Origin of the sequence: Chryseobacterium sp. Leaf180 (genome assembly GCF_001424585.1) — a bacterium.
In the GTDB taxonomy this organism is placed as follows: Bacteria; Bacteroidota; Bacteroidia; order Flavobacteriales; family Weeksellaceae; genus Chryseobacterium.
Genome location: NZ_LMPJ01000001.1, coordinates 1252285 through 1271675, shown reverse-complemented (window position 1 = coordinate 1271675; position 19391 = coordinate 1252285). Strand labels below are relative to the sequence as shown.

The window sequence follows — 19391 nt, the reverse complement described above, 5'->3', positions numbered from 1 at the left end:
TTGGTTTAATTTAGTAGGATTTCATCCTATTCTTTGGTAAGTCGTCCCGTTGGGACTTCCAAAAATTTTAATATTGTTCGTATACAAAACAAAAAGCGATTTTGTATTGTTACAAAATCGCTTTTAGACCTGAACCTATGGTAAATTTAGTTATAATCTCCATTTAGAATTGCTTGTGCCTCCATATCAACCTCACAATCAATCTCATCTCGTGTCGGATTTGTCGCTATTCTATTAATCTCTTTTAAGAAAACTTCATCTCTTGTTTCTCTACCAAAAATGGTTAAAATCCAATATTTCCACATACCATCATTAGATATTAAAACTTCCATCAGATATGGTGTCAATTTATCTGCAAAAGGTTCTAATACATCAGCTACATCGCTTGCAATGGGCCAATTAATATCTTGAAGCCACTCTAATAAGTCAGGAATAATAGGCTGAATTTCCTCGAATGATAGCTTTTTCAGTTTTACGATGTGTCTATCGTCGTCTTTTTCTTTTGGCACTAAATCTTGCAAATTCATAATTAACCTAATTTTTTATAATTTAATCTAAATTATTTCCCAAGCTTTTTAATTCCCATTTCATACAAAGCAAAAGAAATCAAATCTGCATTTTCGCTGATTACCTGATCTGTTGCTCTTCCTGCACCATGACCTGCATTTTTCTCAATTCTCACCAAAATAGGGTTTGCACATTTTTGTTTTTCCTGCAACTCTGCACCGAATTTAAATGAATGCGCCGGAACTACTCTGTCGTCATGATCACTAGTAATAATCATCGTTGAAGGATAGCAAGTTCCTGCTTTTACATTATGAACCGGAGAATATGATTTCAAATAATCAAACATTTCTTTATTGTCTTCGGCAGTTCCGTAATCATAAGACCAACCTGCTCCGGCCGTAAATTTATTGTACCTCAACATATCTAAAACACCAACTCCAGGGAAAGCCACTTTGGCCAAATCAGGGCGCATCGTCATGGTTGCACCAACCAAAAGTCCACCGTTTGATCTTCCTGAAAGTGCCATGTATTCTTTTGAAGTGTAGCCTTTGCTTTGTAGGTATTCTCCTGCTGCGATAAAGTCATCAAATACATTCTTCTTCTGCATTTTCGTTCCTGCATCGTGCCATTTTTTACCGTACTCACCACCGCCGCGAATGTTGGGAACGGCATAAATTCCACCATTTTCCATCCAGATGGCATTGACTACTGAGAACGATGGCTGTAAACTGATGTTGAAACCACCGTAAGAATACAGCATGGTTGGATTTTTTCCATCCAGCTTTAGTCCTTTCTTATAGCTAATCATCATCGGAACTTTTGTGCCGTCTTTTGAGGTGTAGAAAACCTGTTCTGAGATATAATTTTCTGGGTCAAATTTGACTTTAGGTTTTTGGTAAACCTCAGAATTTCCGGTATCTGCATTGAATTTATAAGTAGTTCCCGGCGTGATGTAGTTGCTGAAAGAATAATACATCTCTTTCTCTTCTTTTTTTCCACCAAAACCGCCGACATTTCCTTTTCCCGGTAGCGATATTTCTCGGATGAGTTTTCCGGTTTTATCAAGCTGTTTTACCTTATCAATGGCATCAACCATGTAGGTTGCAAAGAAATAACCGCCACCAGAAGAGATTCCCAATACATTTTCGGTTTCAGGAATAACATCTTTCCAGGTTTCGGGAGACGGATTTTGGATAGTCGTTTTTACCAAACGCATATTTGGAGCATCTTTATCTGTAAAAATGAAAAGATTGTCGCCTTCTGTATCAATTAGATTTACGTTGATATCAAAGCCTTTATTGATTTGAACAAAATCGCCCCCTTTCTTTAAATCTTTAATGTATAATTCATTTCCGTTGGTTGCGTTCGCTGCAGAAATGATTAAATATCTTTGATCTTCAGAGACGCCCGCTCCCAAATATCTCCTTGGAGTTTTATCTCCACCGAAAATCAACTGATCTGCAGATTGTTTTGTCCCTAATTTATGGAAGAAAACTTTATGTTTATCGGTCATTCCAGACAAAACCGTTCCTTCTTTTGGCTTGTCGTAGCTTGAATAGTAGAAACCTTCATCGCCTTGCCAGGAAATCCCGCTAAACTTTACATCGACAATGGTTTCGTCGATTTGTTTTTTGGTAACAGCGTCGATAATGATGATTTTATTCCAGTCGCTTCCGCCTTCTGAAATTGCGTATGCCGCCAAATTTCCTTTTTTATTGAAAGACAAACTTGAAAGCGAAGTTGTTCCTTTTTCGGAAAATTTATTTGGATCTAAAAATACTTCAGTAGTTTTTGTTTTGTTATCGGTTCTGTACAATACAGATTGCGCCTGAAGTCCGTTATTTTTATAATAATACGTATAATCTCCTTCTTTGAACGGTGCACCAATTTTTTCGTAATTCCAGATATCTGTTAATTGCTTTTTAATTTGCTCCCTAAAAGGAATTTTTGATAAATAATTCTGACTGTAAGCAACTTCTTCATCCACCCATTTCTTCGTAGGTTCAGAGTCATTTTCTAAATCTCTGTACGGATCTGCAACAGCAGTTCCAAAATAGGTATCGGTCTGATTTCCTTTTGCTGCTTTAGGATAATTCATTTTCTGAGAATAAAAAGTTGCTGAAAACAGCACACCGGCTGTAAGTAATATCGGTTTTAAAATCATTGCAATGGTTTTCTCAAAAATAAGAAAGTTGGGTGAATAAAAAAAGCTCCCGATTTCTCAGAAGCTTTCAAATATTTAAATAAGAAAAAAATTAATAATTCTCTTCTTCGCCCTTCATTTTTTCAGCATTTTCTGCCATGATTACGGCGTCAATCATTTCAGAAATATCGCCATTCATATAGGCATCAAGATTATACATTGATTTACCGATTCTGTGATCTGTAACTCTTCCCTGCGGATAGTTGTACGTTTTAATTTTTGCCGAGCGGTCTCCAGTAGAAACCATCGATTTACGTTGTGCAGCGATGTCTCCAACAGATTTCTGAACCTCAATATCGTATAATTTGGTACGGAGCATTTCCATTGCCAATTCACGGTTAGCCAGTTGAGAACGTGCTTGCTGACAAACCACCACCATTCCTGAAGGCTTGTGCGTCAACTGTACTTTTGTTTCAACCTTGTTTACGTTTTGCCCACCTGCTCCACCAGAACGGGAAGTCTGCATTTCGATATCTGCAGGATTTAATTCAAAATCAATTTCTTCAGCTTCCGGTAAAACCGCTACTGTGATTGCCGAAGTGTGCACACGCCCCTGAGATTCAGTTTCAGGAACACGCTGTACACGGTGAACGCCGGATTCAAATTTCATGATTCCGTACACGCCATCGCCTTCAATTTTGATGATTAATTCTTTAAAACCTTTTGCCGCTTCACTGGAGTCTGTGATCTCGTGTTTCCAGCCTTTTGTTTTGAAAAACATAGCGTAAGCTCTGTAAACGTCTTCCACGAAAATCGCTGCTTCATCGCCACCGGTTCCGGCACGAAGTTCCACGATAACGTTTTTGTCGTCTGTAGGATCTTTAGGAATTAAAAGCACCTTCAATTCTTCTTCCAAACCCGGAAGTTTCTGCTGAGCTTCTACTTTTTCTTCTTTTGCCATATCCACAAGATCTCTGTCTGAACCATCGGCAATGATTTCTTCAGATTCTGCAATATTATCTAATGCACCTTTATATTGATTGTAAACGTGAACAATTTTTCCTAAATCGCTGTATTCTTTGTTTAAAGAAGAATATTTTTTCTGGTCTGAAATTACGTCTGGCTGTATAATGAGATCGGCCACCTCATTATATCGCTGTTTTATCGCTTCAAGTTTCGGGATTAATGATTTAGACATAATAAAAATTTAGTTGGCAAAGATACGATTTTGAGATGTAAAAAAACCACCGAAGAAATCAGTGGTTTTAGTATATGTTGTTTTGCTATGATATTACTTTCTCAGAATTCTGGTGAGAAAGCAATGACAATCAATTAATGATGTCCGTGATTATCGTGGCCGTGGCTGTCGTGAATAAATGGCCCGTGACCTTTCGGCTGGCTGTAGATAACTTCCACACCTTCCTGCTCGTAGATCATTTTGCTTCTTACATCTTCCGGATCGAAAGGTTTTACCTTACCGAAATATTCTTTAAGACCTTCTGTAAGCCACAAAGGAATAACTAAACCGAAGAACATAAATATACACCAGAATCCCACAAGAAACATGGTGATGAAATAGATCGTCCAAAGGAACTGGTAAAACGGCCAAAATGCTGATAAGATCATTTTTCTACTAGATTTTAGGCAAATTTAGAACTTTTTTCTTTTAGGTCAAAAGATAAGCTGTACAATTTGCAGGTATTTGTTTATTTAATATCTGGCTTAAACTGATTTTAGTGCGCAAGAGATGCGAAAAAGTCATTTCCTTTGTCATCCGAGATGATAAACGCCGGGAAATCTTTCACTTCAATCTTCCTCACCGCTTCCATTCCCAATTCAGGAAAATCAACCACTTCTACCGATACGATATTGTCTTTCGCCAAAATTGCTGCCGGTCCGCCGATCGATCCAAGATAAAATCCGCCATATTTATGACACGCATTGGTCACTTCTGCCGTACGGTTTCCCTTTGCCAACATAATCATACTTCCGCCATGGCTCTGAAATTCATCTACATAAACGTCCATTCTTCCGGCAGTAGTCGGACCAAAACTTCCGGAAGCCATTCCTTCAGGAGTTTTTGCAGGTCCAGCGTAATAAATCGGATGGTTTTTAAAATATTCCGGCATTGGCTGTCCTGCATCGAGCAGTTCTTTAATTTTTGCGTGGGCAATATCTCTCGCCACGATTAAAGTTCCGTTGAGTTTCAGTCTTGTTTTAATCGGATATTTTGAAAGTTCCGCCAGAATTTCCGGCATCGGTTTATTTAAATTAATTTCAACTGCTGCTTCCAAATGCGGTGGCGTTGCCGGCAAAAATCTTTTCGGATTATCTTCCAGCTGCTCGAGGAAAATACCTTCGGCGGTAATTCTTCCTTTAATATTCCGGTCTGCCGAGCAGGAAACGCCCATCCCAACCGGACAAGAAGCTGCATGCCGCGGAAGCCTGATGACACGTACATCATGCGTTAAATATTTTCCGCCAAACTGTGCCCCGATCGCACTTTCCTGACAGATTTTCTGTACTCTTGCTTCCCATTCCAGGTCTCTGAAGGCTTGTCCGGCCTCGTTTCCTTCAGTCGGAAGATGATCGTAATATTTTGCGGATGCCTTTTTTACCGCTGCTAAATTCGCTTCCGCAGAAGTTCCTCCGATCACCAGAGCCAAGTGGTATGGCGGGCACGCAGCTGTTCCCAAATCTGAAATTCTCTCTTTTACAAAAGCTTCCAGAGATTTTTCGTTTAATAAAGATTTTGTTTTTTGATACAGGAACGTTTTGTTTGCCGAGCCGCCGCCTTTTGTTAAAAATAAAAACTCGTAATAATTTCCTTTTTTAGCATAAATATCAATCTGCGCCGGAAGATTTGATCCGGAATTTTTTTCTTCAAACATCGTTAAAGGAACAATCTGAGAATATCTTAAGTTTCTTTTCTGATACGTGTTGTAAATTCCCCGACTGAGATATTCGCCGTCATCAACGCCGGTGTAGACGTTTTCTCCTTTTTTTCCCATCACGATGGCTGTTCCGGTATCCTGGCAAGACGGCAACGCGCCTTCCACGGCTACCGCAGCATTTTGAAGTAAGTTGTAAGCAACAAAGCGGTCATTATCAGTAGCTTCAGGATCGTCAATAATTCTCCTTAAACTTTCCAGATGCGAAGAACGGAGCATAAAAGAAACATCAGCCATTGCTTCTTCAGCAAGAAGTTCAAGACCTTTTGGGTCGATGGTTAACACTTCTCTTTCGCCGTGGTGCTCTACTTTTACATAGTTTGAAGTGAGTTTTTTATACGGTGTATCGTCTTTCTGAATTGGATAAGGATCCTGATAATTAAATTCCATTGCGCATTTTATTTCGCCGCAAAATTAATTATTAGTAAAAAATTGTGCTGTAAATTCTATCTTTTAAATTGTATTTATAATCATTATAAATTGCGAGAGTCTGATGTAATGACTAAATTTATACTTTAAGCTTTAAGTTTCGAATTTCTATTTGAATTCAAACAAAAGTTTAAATTAAAATTTTTAAAAAATCAGAAATGAGATACAGAACAGAAAAAGATACGATGGGCGACGTGCAGGTGCCTGCAGATAAATTTTGGGGTGCGCAGACGGAGCGCTCGCGCAATAATTTTAAAATCGGGCCGGAAGGTTCTATGCCACAAGAAATAATTGAAGCGTTTGCTTATCTTAAAAAAGCAGCGGCGTATACGAACACCGATTTAGGTGTACTTCCTGCCGAAAAAAGAGACATGATTGCCAAAGTCTGCGAGGAAATTCTGGAAGGAAAACTAGACGATCAGTTTCCGCTTGTCATCTGGCAAACCGGCTCGGGAACACAATCAAATATGAATATTAATGAAGTGGTTTCAAATCGTGCGCATGTAAATAATGGCGGCGTTTTAGGAGAAAAATCTGAAATTCATGCGAATGATGATGTTAATAAATCGCAGTCTTCAAACGATACGTATCCAACGGCGATGCACATTGCTGCGTACAAGAAAGTAGTTGAACATACGATTCCTGCGGTGGAAAAGCTTCGCGATACTTTAGCTGAAAAAACAGAAGCTTTTAAAAATATCGTGAAAATCGGGAGAACGCATTTGATGGATGCAACGCCTTTGACTTTAGGTCAGGAATTTTCAGGATATGTGGCGCAGCTTAATTATGGTTTGAAAGCATTAAAAAACACGTTGCCGCATCTTTCCGAATTGGCTTTGGGTGGAACAGCAGTAGGAACCGGATTAAATACACCGCAAGGTTACGATGTAAAAGTCGCTGAATATATTGCGAAATTTACCGGATTGCCTTTTGTGACTGCCGAAAATAAGTTTGAAGCTCTGGCCGCTCACGATGCGATTGTAGAATCACACGGCGCATTAAAACAACTTGCGGTTTCTTTATACAAAATTGCGCAGGACATCAGATTAATGGCTTCCGGGCCGCGCTCCGGGATTGGCGAAATTCATATTCCTGAAAATGAGCCGGGAAGTTCGATCATGCCGGGAAAAGTAAATCCCACGCAGAATGAAGCTTTAACAATGGTTTGCGCGCAGGTTTTGGGTAATGATACGACGATTTCTTTTGCGGGAACGCAGGGAAATTATGAGCTGAACGTTTTCAAACCCGTTATGGCGTATAATTTCCTTCAATCTGCACAGTTGATTGCCGATGCCTGTATTTCGTTTAACGATCATTGTGCGGTGGGAATTGAACCAAATAACGAAAGAATTAAAGAACTGGTTGAAAAATCTTTGATGCTGGTAACAGCGCTCAATACGCATATCGGTTATGAAAATGCGGCAAAAATTGCCAAAACCGCTCACAAAAACGGAACGACTTTGAAAGAAGAAGCCGTAAATCTTGGTTTTGTTACCTCTGAACAGTTTGATGAATGGGTAAAACCTGAAGACATGGTCGGCAGCTTAAAATAGAATGGTTTTTTAGATTAAATATTGATAAGAAAACTCCGGAAGATTGCTTTCGGAGTTTTTCATTTAGTAACAATTAACCATAAATTGAGGTTCACTGTTTGAAAATCCAACCTCTAACCGACCTAGATTTAAATCAAGAAATAAAAGTGCGTATCGTTTATCTAAATTAATTTTATACTCCTTCTTGCCATAATGTATTTTGATATAGTTTGAAGAATCATCGAGCTGATATTCAAAATTTTTGGTATTATCAAATGATCTAGCTTTTAAAGGTTTCACTAAAGAAATTCCATTTTTAAGTAAAATATTTTTATTTGTATTGATTTTCATATTACAAATCAAACTGTCATTTTCACTGAATTGAATCATAATCCTGTTCTTTCCCAAAGCTTTATCTTCTTCACTTCGATTTTCTATATAAGAGATCTGCGGTACAGAAGCACAATTTGTGATTAGCAGAAAAAATGAGAACATATAAAAACTTAAATATTTACTCATATAATATTTATCGGTGTATTCTGTAAAGCTAACTAATTTAAAAAAAACTCCAGAGAAATGAATCCCCGGAGCTCTCATTAAAATATGAAGAAACTAAAACTACCAGCCTAAAGCAACCCCAAAAACCAACGCTTTATCGTTTGCGAAATAAGAATCTTTAAAAAAATTGCTGAAATCTTTTTTCACAAAAAGACTTACATTATTGTAAGAAACCGTCAGCTGAGCACCGTAGATAAACGGATTCACCTGATAATTTGAGCGGTCTCTGAAACTCTGCACGTCGCCTTTCACTATATTATTGGTAGACATTCTCACGCCGCCATACATATTCGCGCCCACGCGGAAACCGTCTTCGTACGGACGATACTGAATGTCCATTCCTGCATTTTTAAGTTTAGAAAAATTGTACTGCAAACCGATCGGCACGATCAGATAACCCGTTCTCAGCTTACTTTTATCAAGACTGCCTTCGTATTTTGCGAGGTATACATTTTCCTGCTGCTTTGCGAAAACCAGATTATTGTCTGCCCGTACAGTACGCCATGAGAAACCCAAACCAGAGAAGAATCCCCACGGACTTGTGCGGCTGAACTGATAATTAAATTTTAAACCAAACTCAAGATTATTTGCGTAGCCGAGATTTTTATCAAGATCATTGTCCGCAAGATCATTGGTAAGCGTCATCACACCGTAAGAGAAATATCCGTCGAAGCTTCTTGTCGGCTTAAATTTTTTCAAAAGCTGCGCTTTCAATTCTTCGTTTGAGGCTACATCAGAACTCAATAGAGAAAAGCGAACCTGCTTCTGCACCACTTCATCAAGGTCAAAACCAAGCGCTTCTATTTTTGTATCAATTCTTTCAGAATAACGGTCAGCAATTTCTGCTTTCTGTTTGTCAAAATCCTGTTTCGGTAGATTTTTGCTCTGTAAAACCAAAAGTTCGGCTTCCATCAGCTTTTTTTCTTCTTTAATAATCGAATCGATTTTATCGGCGTACTCTTCCACTTTCTCCTTCACCATTGGGCTCACGGCAGATTCCTTTTTAGAATTAAGGTTGAGTTTGAGATTGCGCTGCGCGTGGTACGTGTTGGCGATAAGGCACAGCATTCCTGTGATGATAAATTTCTTAATCATGATATTATTTTTTTAAAGTTTATTTTAAAGTTATTTTGAGTTGAGGTCGATCTTCGCGACATTGCTGCCGTCTTTGGTCTGCTCGATTGCATCTTTGTGCTCCACCGAAAAAAGCAGTGTAGAAGGATCTACATATTTTTTGCGTTTCTGCACTTTTGCCGAATCTGTTTTGGCTAAAATTTTATCAGCCTGCAAAACAGGAATCTGCATTTTTGTTTCGTTTGAAGGAAGAATTTCAGTTCTCAATTCTCTCGGTGCCGGAATAATATTTTTCTTCTTTTCAGCAAAAACGACTTTTGTGTTTGCTGTAGAAAATGTAGGTTTCACTTTATCAGTTTTAATTTCAGATGCTGGCTTTTGCTCGGCATTTTTATTTTTATTTTGCTTAAAATCTTCTTTCTGAGCGATCATTAATGTTGGCTTTTCATCTTCGTTAATGACGAGCGCTGTTCCCAGACTTACCAGCAAAAGCGTACAGGCGGCAACCAAAAACCAGTTGATTTTTTTTGTCTGAATCACTTCCTGGTTTTGCGTCTGCGCTTCGATTGAAGCCCAGAGATCTCTCGAAGGCGCGATTTCGCGTGAGTCGATCTGTTTTTTTATTTCGAATTCAAAAGTATGTTTAGACGTTTTCATTTTTCAGTGTTTTTTGTTGTTGAAAGTAAATCTTTCTCAGTTTTTCTTTAGCTCTGAAAAGCTGCGTTTTGCTTACTGCCAAGGAGATATTCAGAAATTCGGCAATTTCCTGATGAGAATATTCTTCAATCACATACAGGTTAAAAACCATCCGGTATGCATCCGGAAGCTGATCGAGAAGATCCTGCGCATTAAAATCAAAAACCACATTTTCTTCAAAAACCTCTTCCAAAACCGCGGCATTTACCTCATCAAGATAGAAAACAGTTTTGTGACATTTAATAAAATTCAGGCATTCATTCACCAAAATTTTTCTTGCCCAGCCATCAAAATTTCCGTCGCCACGATAACTTTCAATATGTTTAAAAATCTTGCAGAATGCTTTGATTACACAGTCTTCGGCCTGATACAGATCGCTGACGTAGCTTTTTGCAATACTCAGAAATTTCTTTACATTTTTATCATAAAAGATTTTCTGCGCCGCCGGATTCTGATTTCTCAGCCCGACCGTGAGATCTTCTTTTTTAGGTTTAAACAAAAGCTTCATGGTAATGGTAGTTTCTATTATAAAGACAGCAGAAATAACATTTGGTTACAAAAAAATTTTTATTTTATTTAAATTAAAACGTAACCGATTGAAAATCAAAATTAAAAAGTTTAAAATAATTTTCCTTAAAAATAAAATCCCCGAAGAAAAAAACTTCAGGGATTACATTTTACTTAAAACTCAGATTATCTGACCTCAACAAAATTGTCTGCAGGATTCACATCTGCCATTCTTTGGCTGAAATCGATTCCCAACATTGACAACTGAGATTTGGCATAGGGAATGGTGAGCGAGTATTCTTTCTGCGTCCATGGCCAATATTTTTCTGTTGTGAAAGTTCCGTACGAATCTTTCTGTTTCCAGGTACGCGTCATATTCATCGGAATCTGATACGTGATCAGTTTTTTATCCTTCGTCATCACCGAAAAGTCAATAGGCATAGGAATCTGGCTGTTATTTACCAAAGTAATTGTTGTAGATTTTGCGTCGTATTTAACCTCTTTAATTCCGTAATCGATCGTCTTAATCGTATTGATCCAATAATGATGGAACCATTTCAAATCCATCCCCGAAATACTTTGCGCAATATGCAGGAAATCTCGGTCTGTAGGATGTTTCTGATGCCATTCGTCATAGTATACTTTCATGATTTTGGCTAAATTTTCTTCACCCACAATATATCCAAGCTGTACCAAGTACAATTCCCCTTTTACATAGCTCGCAAAGCTGTAAGCCGTACCGTTGTCGTGATGATCACCAAGCCAAACGGCAGGTTCCTCAATTCCTCTTTTTACAATATTCCGGTACGCATCAATTTTTTCGACGAAAGCATTCGGTCTGTCATCTGTTGGCGGGAAAAGTTCGCTCATTACGATACTTTCGGCATAGCTCGTAAAGCCTTCATCCATCCAAGGTCTCAGTGGCTCGTTGGTCGCCAGCATCTGCTGATACCAGGAATGCGAACCTTCGTGCACCATTAATCCCATCAGATCTTCAATCGATTTTGCTTCACCTAAAATCATCGTACACATACCGTATTCCATTCCGCCATCGCCACCTTGGATGAATGCGTAAGATGGCCACGCATATTTCCCGAAGCGGGAATTCATGATCTGAAAGTATTTTGTAACATAAGGTTTAGCCTCGCTCCAGACTTTCGTTTTATCATTTTTCTGATAAACAAAATACACTTTCGGACCTTGCGGAACATCAAAACTTTCTACCGAATAATCTTTATCTGCTGCCCACGCAAAATCGAGCATGTTTTTAGCGGTCCATTTCCAGGTCACTTTATTTCTATCTTCTTTAATTTTCGCTGAAGCTTCATAACCTTTCACTTCAGAAGGATTCATGAGCGTTCCTCCGGCTCCGAGCACGTAATCTTTATTTATTTTAATTGTCACATCAAAATCTGCAAACGGCGCATGAAATTCTCTCCCCACATAATCGAAAGTTGCCCAGCCATCGTAATCATATTCTGCGATTTTCGGGTACCATTGCGTCATCGTCATATCGACGCCTTCAATGTTGTTTCTACCGCTTCGTCTGATCTGTTGCGGAATTACGGCGTCCCATTCCATCGTGAAAGTTGTTTTAGAATTAGCTTTAATCGGTTCGCTCAGATACACCTTCATTACCGTTTCCTGAATTTCAAATTTGAGATCTTTGCCGTTTTGCTTAATCCAATGAATGTTTTGCGCACCTTCCTGATCTTTCGGAATCGAAGCCAGTCTTGAAACTCCGTTTTTCTGAAGTCGTCCGTCACCGTTTTTTCCCTGACCAGCCACGCGCTGATCCATCATTGAATTGGGTTTAAAAGCGTTCCAATACAGATGAAAATACACCACACTGAGTTCGTCTGGCGAGTTGTTTGTGTAGTTTAAGATCTGCGTTCCGGCGTAAGTAAATTTCTCTGCATCTACATCTACATCGATTTTATACTGAGCAAACTGCTGGTAATATGGGCCTTTTTGGGCTTTAGCAAAACCAAAAGCCAGAAATACTACTAAAAAAATATTTTTCATTGGTCAAATTTCAAGTTGAAAAGATAAGAATTTTTTTAAATTCTATTTTTCTCTTCATATAATGAAAAATCTTACTTTAGTAAAAAAATACCATGAAAAAATTATTACTTGTATGCTCTTTAAGCTTATTTACATTTACAACGGCACAAAATGTCGAACTTTCAGATAAATCATCCTATGATTTAAAAGTCGGAAATGATTATTTTAAGATGAAAGATTCTGAAAAGCTTTTCAAAAATGATCAGGCAAAACGTTATCTTCAAAAAGCCAAATCGAATAAAACATTTTCGCTTGTATTCGCCAGCATTGGTGGTGCCGGAATTGGCTATGGCGCGGTGCGTTTACTTAGCCCAGCGAAAAATGAAACATATTATTATCCTGGCGGTGGCTCCACGCAAGTCTCAGTAAAAAGAGGAAGTCCAGATGTTCTTCTTGCCGGTATTGCATTTGCAGGCGCGGCTTTACCCTTTGCATTTGCGGTAAAGAAAAATCTCCGGAGAGCGGTAGATGCAGAAAATGCATCAACGTCTGACAGTCAAAGTAAAGCGAGCATCAGTTTTGGTGCAGGAATGAATGGCTTTGCTTTAAATTATAACTTCTAAACAAAGAAAATTCACACAAAAAAGCCTCAGATATCAAAACATCTGAGGCTTCAGTTTTTTATAAAACCTGCTTAATTCTTTTGCGAACTCACAGTAACTCCGCCATGCAGAATCTTTTCAATAATCTTAAGCGTAATAAGATAGGTTGGCTTCACGCCGGTTAAACCAAGTCCGCCGGATGATAGCGTGCTTCCCGTTTCCAAAGGATTATCAGATGCATAGTACGCATAGCAGACAAAAAGATCCGGTGCGATATGATGTCTTATTTTAGAGGCCACCTGTATGGCTTTCTGATAATGCGCGCCTTCCATCTCGAGGCCAATTGCCTTCCAAGACGTATTCATAAAGTAAGATAAGATATCTCTGTTCTGAAGCGACGTGCCGAGTACGGTAATCATTGTGCCTTCAAATGCCCGAAGTTCCTCATCATCAAAATCATCCATCGTCAGCGCATTCTCAAACGGATAGTTGTCTGCTGTACCTTCAAAGATATGTGATGTCGGGATCATAATGTCGCCTTTCCCACCTGCAAGAATCCCTGCTTTTCCCATGATAGATACAGATTTCACCTTCATCATGTAGACTTCACCTTTCTGCTCAAACGGTCTCAGCAACTCATCCATCACTTCATAAGCCTGCTCACCGAAAGCATAATCGAATACCATGATCACATCATCACCGGCAAACTGTGCTCCGCTGAAAGGTGTATTGTTGAGGTCGATTTTTGTAAGGTCGATGATCTGCACATCGATGTTGCTTCCGCTTTTGTCTTTAATGTAGATTAAACCTTCATCCAGCGCGTATTTCAAGACTTTATCACGAAGTTCTTTCTTATTCGAGATCTCTTCGTACATCTTATAATCGGTGGTTTTGCTCTGTTTCTTCTTCAGCGCATCGTTGGCGTACAGCATATTTTTCACCGAATGCATATTGGCCGAGATGATGTGCAGCGGGCGCATGTGCAGATTGTTTTCGTACAGAACATCTTTCACCTTATTCGCCCATTTCTCCCCGAAATAATGATGTCCCACTCTTTCCTTTAAGATGGCCGAAAAATGAATCTCGCGCTCGCGGCTCTGCTTGGCATCTTCCAGACTGGCTTTCCCGAGGTGATAAATGATTTTAAATAATCGGTCTGGGTTTTCGTCGTCACCAAATTCTTTATACGCATTCAGCGTTTCATCAAACGATCTTCCGATGAGCGAAGAAAGATGAATGAGTGCCACCTCTTTCTCCTTCCGGCTGAATTTCTTCTCGCCTTTCACCACCTCTTCGATGATTTTGAAGGCACGTTTCGGCTTCCAGTTTTCTTCCTGAATGAAAGCAAGATCGCGTATTTTATCGGCTTCAATATAGAGAAACGTAAGGTGCGTAAGGATATCGTAGATCTCAGAGCGGCCCAGAAGGACTTCAATATTCATCTGATGCTCATCAATACGGTAGCAGTTACGCCTTCTTTTTTTGGGAACAATCGGCTCGAAGCTGCCTTTATCAAAACCCTCATCTGAGGTGAGGTGTATGAAAGCACATTCCTCAATGCCTTCCGGCAGACGGTCGAGCACATACATAAGGCCATTCAGTTCCAGCTTGCTGGGAACATTCATGGTGCCGTAGATTTCAGGATTAATGATTTTGAGTAAGCTTCGTAAGCTCTCGCCGGAAACGCCGCCCGGCTTGAAGAAACCTCTGTAAAACAGGTGTCGCATTGAGATATACAGTCTTTCGATCGCCTCGGTAGTTTCTCTGGCTCTGGAATTTGTCATACTATAAATTTCATTCAAATATACGGTTTTCTGCGGAAAATGATTTTAACATACCTTAATATTGTATGCGCTGAATGCGATAGTACCGGTGTAGATTTTTATCATTTGAAAGCAGATTCGGTTTTAAATAACGCCTCCTTTTATCTGTTAAAAAAAACCTTCGCGAAAGCCCGCCGCCATTACCTCAGCAACTCGTAGTAATGACTTCGGTAACTCGTAGTAACGACTTTGGCAACTCGTAGTAACGACTTTGGCAACTCGTAGTAACGACTTTAGCAACTCGTAGTAATCATTTCCCCAAAAGATGGCGATCTTTTGCATCAGTCTGCGTTTGCTTTAAAACAAAATCATTTCTGCTTCAAAAAAGATGAAAATAACCACCGATAAAAAACCATGCATGCTTTTCCTTAAAACCATGCATGCTTTTCACCAAAACCTTGCATGGTTTTCTTTTAATCCATGCATGGTTTTTCTAAAAGCAAGCTTGCTTTTCCCTAAGTCCTTTAAACGGTTTACCCAAAAGCCAAAATGCTTTTTATCAAACCTCGAAAACCTATTCATAAAATGCTACCTTATATATAAGAAAGACCAATTGGGTTTTTATCTTTACTAAAATAGCCTTTCAACCCGAAAATGCTTTCATTTACCATCAAACAACATAGGCTTTCTAAACATTAAATTAAATATTTTAAGTCAACCCTATAATTTTTTAGGGGTAAATCTTTAAGGAAATGATTTTTTTGTAACTTTGCCCCATAAAATTTCAAAGCAATATGTCAACTTTAAGATTCAAAGCATTAGAAACGTTACCATTCAAAGACTTCAGAAGAGATAACTCGGTAGAAATCCCGGGGAAGTTATCTGATCTGTTCTGCCAAAACGTGTTTTCTGAAGACACGATGAGAGAATATCTGACGAAGGAGGCCTTCACATCAATCATGGATGCCATCAAAAAAGGCAGCAAAATACAGCGTCTTATTGCAGATCAGGTGGCTGTTGCGATGAAAGACTGGGCGATGAGCAAAGGCGTGACGCATTATACACACTGGTTTCAGCCACTGACTGGCAGCACGGCCGAGAAGCACGATTCGTTTTTCACACCGATAGAAGCAGGAAGAGGTATTGAAAGATTCAGCGGCGGTATGCTTATTCAGCAGGAGCCGGATGCATCTTCGTTCCCGAACGGCGGCATCAGAAACACGTTTGAAGCCAGAGGTTATACCGCATGGGACCCGACTTCACCGGCATTCATTATGGGAACTACGCTGTGCATCCCTTCGATTTTTATTTCTTATACCGGAGAAACTTTAGATTATAAAGCACCATTGCTGAGAGCGCTTCATGCTGTAGACGAAGCGGCAACCGACGTGATGCAGTATTTTGATAAGAATGTGACGAAAGTGACGCCTACTTTGGGCTGGGAGCAGGAATACTTTTTGGTGGATTCGGCTTTGTATCAGTCGAGACCTGACTTGGTTTTGACCGGAAAAACACTATTGGGACATTCACCTGCAAAAGGACAGCAGCTGGATGATCATTATTTCGGCTCGATTCCTACACGGGTAATGAACTTTATGAAAGAGCTTGAGGTGGAATGTATGAAGCTGGGAATTCCTGTAACAACAAGACACAATGAGGTAGCCCCGAATCAGTTTGAGCTGGCGCCGATGTTCGAAGAAGTAAACGTGGCCGTAGATCACAATTCATTATTAATGGATGTGATGGCTAGAACGGCACACAGACATCATTTTCATATTTTATTCCATGAGAAACCATTTGCTGGAGTAAACGGAAGTGGCAAACATAACAACTGGTCGCTTGCCACGGATACTGGCGAAAACCTTTTAAGCCCAGGAAAAAACCCTAAGAAAAACCTTCAGTTCTTAACCTTCTTCGTGAATACCATTAAAGCCGTTCACGAATATGCTGACCTATTGAGAGCAAGCATTGCTTCGGCAAGTAATGATCACAGACTGGGCGCCAATGAAGCTCCGCCGGCAATTATTTCGGTATTTATCGGAAGCCAGCTGTTCAGAGTTTTAGAAGAACTGGAGAAAGTGACCGAAGGAAAACTCTCACCCGACGAGAAAACCGATCTGAAACTGAATGTTGTCGGTAAGATTCCTGAGATTCTTTTAGACAATACCGACAGAAACAGAACGTCACCGTTTGCTTTCACCGGGAATAAATTTGAGATCCGTGCGGTAGGTTCTTCGGCAAACTGCGCAGAATCTATGACGGTAATGAATACGATCGCGGCAAAACAGCTGATCGATTTCAAAAACGAAGTAGATGCTCTGATTAATAAAGGCCTTAAGAAAGATGAAGCGATCTTTAACGTTTTAAGAGAATACATCAAGCAGTGTAAGAATATCATGTTTGAAGGCGACGGCTACTCAGACGACTGGGCGCTTGAAGCTGAAAAAAGAGGTCTTAATAACTGGAAGACCACTCCTGAAGCACTTAAGCAGGAAATGAACCAGAAGTTCCTTGATCTTTATGAAGAAATGGGCATCTTCACGCACAGAGAAGTGGAAGCGCGTAACGAGATCAAGCTTGAAAAATATTCTACGGTAATCGATATCGAAGCGAGAGTTTTGAGCGACATTGCAAGAAATCACATCATTCCATCAGCTTTAAAATATCAAAACAGACTGATTGAGAATGTGAAAGGGTTAAAAGAAATATTTGGAGCAGAAGAATTTCAGACTTTAGCAAAAGAGCAGATGAGCCTGATCACACATATCTCTACGAATGTTTCTGCGATGAAATTGGGTGTAGAAGATTTAATGATTGCAAGAGAAGACGCAAAAGCAGTTACTGAAAGCCAGCATCAGGCTGAAGATTACTGTCTGAAAGTAAAACCTCTTTTTGACGTGATTCGTGAGGCATCAGATAACCTGGAAATGATGGTTGATGATGAGCTTTGGCCAATGACAAAATACAGAGAGATGCTTTTTACAAGATAATCTAAGCCTTGTTTAACATAATAAGACCCCTCAAATGAAGGGTCTTTTTTGTTTTCATCGAATATCTTCTGTTAAAAAATCTTAATAAAAAAAACCGTCATACTGTCTTAGAAGCCAGCTGACGGTTGCTATATCTTAACATACTACAGTAGGATGTTAAATACTGTTAAAAACCATAACGTGACAATAATCATATTGTGCTCGCGCCGGCGGGTTTCTCTACTTTTGTAATGCATTTAGAAAAATAAATAACCTTTTTAACACGGATAATAAAAAATATATGAAGAAAAGAGTTTTGTTTTATTTAGTTGCCTTAGTGTCTACAATATCACTTGAGTCTTGCGCAACAAATTATGTTGTATCACAGCCGGTAACTTCTCCTACTCAGTACAAAACAGATGCCAAACTTTTAGCCTTAGATGCTAAGATTGAGGCAGATAAGAATAAACTAATCAGTTCTTTTATCTCAGAAAAGTCAGTGGCCATCGCAGCTGTGAAGAATAATATTAAAAATTCTGACATTGCAAAAGCGGTAAAACACAGTCAGAAAATCGATCAGATTCTTACAGAAGCTCAGACATACATCGGAACGCCTTACAGATATGGCGGAATGACAAGAAGCGGAATCGACTGTTCAGCATTTGTGCTTTCAGTTTTCGGAGCCGCAGCAGGTTTATCTCTTCCAAGAGTTGCTGCATCACAATCTCAGGAAGGTGAGAGCGTGGCAAAAGAAAATCTACAGAAAGGTGATTTGATCTTTTTCTCTCACGGACGCAGAATTTCTCACGTTGGGATCGTAGAAAATGTAACAGAAACCGGTGAAGTGATGTTTATACACGCTGCCACATCAAAAGGAGTAATGGTCTCGTCACTGAACGATTCTTACTGGGGACCAAAATACAGGTCAGCAAAAAGAGTCATTACCGAAAACGGAGATTCTTACAACAACTTCGCGTCTACAACAACATCAGCTACTACAAATTTATAGTTAGATATTTCAAAATAAAAAGCCATCTCATTTTGGGATGGCTTTTTTTATTACTCAATTTTAATTTTAAAACTCTGCAGCAGACCGTGCACCTCACTTCGTAAGAACGTTGCATTTTTCAATCTGTTTGATGTTGGGTTGATCTGATAATGAAACGACGTTCGGAAATCTGCACCTTCAAGATTTGTGTTTTCGAAAACAGCGCCATTTAAATCGCATTCGCTAAATACTGCGCCGGATAAATTGCACTCAGCAAAATCTGTTTCAGAAAGATTGCAGCTTTTAAAAACCGTCTTCCGAATGTCTGTTTTGTACAATACAGAATTATTGAGCTGACAATTTTCGAAGCGGAATTTCAGATTAAACTCATTACAGTCTGAGAAATTTAAACCAAACATTTTACAGTCTTTAAAAAGTACTTCTCGGATTGCTGTGCCTGCAAGTTTAGCCAGACTTAAATTACAGTCTATAAATTCGCATTCATTAAATACAAAACTGGAGAAATTTCCATTTTCAAAATTGATATTTCTGAAAGTACACTGATCGTATTCGCCTTTCTGTAGGGTTTGACCAGCAAGCAAATTTTGATCAAAATCCTGCTCGGAAATGAAAACTGCAGACATATTTTAAAATAGATTTTTTGATTG

Annotated in this window: 16 protein-coding genes; 4 read left to right on the top strand and 12 right to left on the bottom strand. The window is 39.2% G+C overall.

From position 1 onward, the window contains the following. Positions 1-146: 146 nt before the first annotated feature. From ASG01_RS05950 to ASG01_RS05930, 5 genes are all read right to left on the bottom strand, one after another. The gene (locus ASG01_RS05950) at positions 147-527 is read right to left on the bottom strand and encodes a DUF5071 domain-containing protein (RefSeq protein WP_082498293.1); all 381 of its coding nucleotides are present in this window, start codon (positions 525-527) and stop codon (positions 147-149) included. A 32-nt stretch (positions 528-559) separates the two neighbouring features. Further along, positions 560-2671, bottom strand: a complete 2112-nt coding sequence (locus tag ASG01_RS05945) for a prolyl oligopeptidase family serine peptidase (protein ID WP_055861304.1) — start codon at positions 2669-2671, stop codon at positions 560-562. 91 nt (positions 2672-2762) lie between these two features. Continuing rightward, a complete protein-coding gene (gene prfA / locus ASG01_RS05940; protein ID WP_055861301.1) occupies positions 2763-3848 on the bottom strand; it encodes a peptide chain release factor 1 in 1086 nt (361 codons plus the stop codon). Positions 3849-3982: 134 nt separating this feature from the next. Further along, positions 3983-4276 (bottom strand): hypothetical protein, encoded by a 294-nt coding sequence (locus ASG01_RS05935; protein ID WP_055861298.1) that lies wholly within the window; start codon positions 4274-4276, stop codon positions 3983-3985. Between the two features lie 107 nt (positions 4277-4383). Beyond that, positions 4384-5991, bottom strand: coding sequence for a fumarate hydratase (locus ASG01_RS05930; RefSeq protein ID WP_055861295.1), 1608 nt, complete (start codon positions 5989-5991; stop codon positions 4384-4386). Positions 5992-6188: 197 nt separating this feature from the next. On the opposite strand from ASG01_RS05930, the gene fumC reads away from it, so the two are divergent. Continuing rightward, complete coding sequence (gene fumC / locus ASG01_RS05925) at positions 6189-7583, top strand: class II fumarate hydratase (protein WP_055861292.1); 1395 nt, start codon at positions 6189-6191, stop codon at positions 7581-7583. A gap of 63 nt (positions 7584-7646) precedes the next feature. Here the strand turns inward: fumC and ASG01_RS05920 are convergent, their stop codons facing one another. The 5 genes from ASG01_RS05920 to ASG01_RS05895 form a co-directional block, all read right to left on the bottom strand. Further along, on the bottom strand, positions 7647-8081 hold the full coding sequence (locus ASG01_RS05920) for a hypothetical protein (protein ID WP_131725325.1): 435 nt from the start codon (positions 8079-8081) through the stop codon (positions 7647-7649). A 99-nt stretch (positions 8082-8180) separates the two neighbouring features. After that, positions 8181-9215 (bottom strand): outer membrane beta-barrel protein, encoded by a 1035-nt coding sequence (locus ASG01_RS05915; protein WP_055861285.1) that lies wholly within the window; start codon positions 9213-9215, stop codon positions 8181-8183. 30 nt (positions 9216-9245) lie between these two features. Beyond that, a complete protein-coding gene (locus tag ASG01_RS05910; protein ID WP_055861282.1) occupies positions 9246-9851 on the bottom strand; it encodes a hypothetical protein in 606 nt (201 codons plus the stop codon). Next, positions 9838-10398, bottom strand: a complete 561-nt coding sequence (locus ASG01_RS05905; protein ID WP_055861279.1) for an RNA polymerase sigma factor — start codon at positions 10396-10398, stop codon at positions 9838-9840. The genes ASG01_RS05910 and ASG01_RS05905 overlap by 14 nt, the downstream gene beginning before the upstream one ends. A gap of 185 nt (positions 10399-10583) precedes the next feature. Further along, positions 10584-12422: a M1 family metallopeptidase gene (locus ASG01_RS05895; RefSeq protein ID WP_055861273.1), complete on the bottom strand. Its 1839-nt coding sequence runs from the start codon at positions 12420-12422 to the stop codon at positions 10584-10586. A gap of 92 nt (positions 12423-12514) precedes the next feature. On the opposite strand from ASG01_RS05895, the gene ASG01_RS05890 reads away from it, so the two are divergent. Next, positions 12515-13024, top strand: coding sequence for a hypothetical protein (locus ASG01_RS05890; RefSeq protein WP_055861269.1), 510 nt, complete (start codon positions 12515-12517; stop codon positions 13022-13024). A 71-nt stretch (positions 13025-13095) separates the two neighbouring features. Here ASG01_RS05890 and ASG01_RS05885 read toward each other — a convergent pair whose 3' ends face one another. After that, the gene (locus ASG01_RS05885) at positions 13096-14787 is read right to left on the bottom strand and encodes a DUF6909 family protein (RefSeq protein WP_055861265.1); all 1692 of its coding nucleotides are present in this window, start codon (positions 14785-14787) and stop codon (positions 13096-13098) included. A gap of 773 nt (positions 14788-15560) precedes the next feature. On the opposite strand from ASG01_RS05885, the gene ASG01_RS05880 reads away from it, so the two are divergent. After that, positions 15561-17756, top strand: coding sequence for a glutamine synthetase III (locus ASG01_RS05880; RefSeq protein ID WP_055861262.1), 2196 nt, complete (start codon positions 15561-15563; stop codon positions 17754-17756). A gap of 280 nt (positions 17757-18036) precedes the next feature. After that, positions 18037-18744, top strand: coding sequence for a C40 family peptidase (locus ASG01_RS05875; protein WP_055861259.1), 708 nt, complete (start codon positions 18037-18039; stop codon positions 18742-18744). Between the two features lie 50 nt (positions 18745-18794). On the opposite strand, the gene ASG01_RS05870 is transcribed toward ASG01_RS05875, so the two are convergent. Then, positions 18795-19367 (bottom strand): pentapeptide repeat-containing protein, encoded by a 573-nt coding sequence (locus tag ASG01_RS05870; protein WP_055861256.1) that lies wholly within the window; start codon positions 19365-19367, stop codon positions 18795-18797. Positions 19368-19391: the final 24 nt, after the last annotated feature.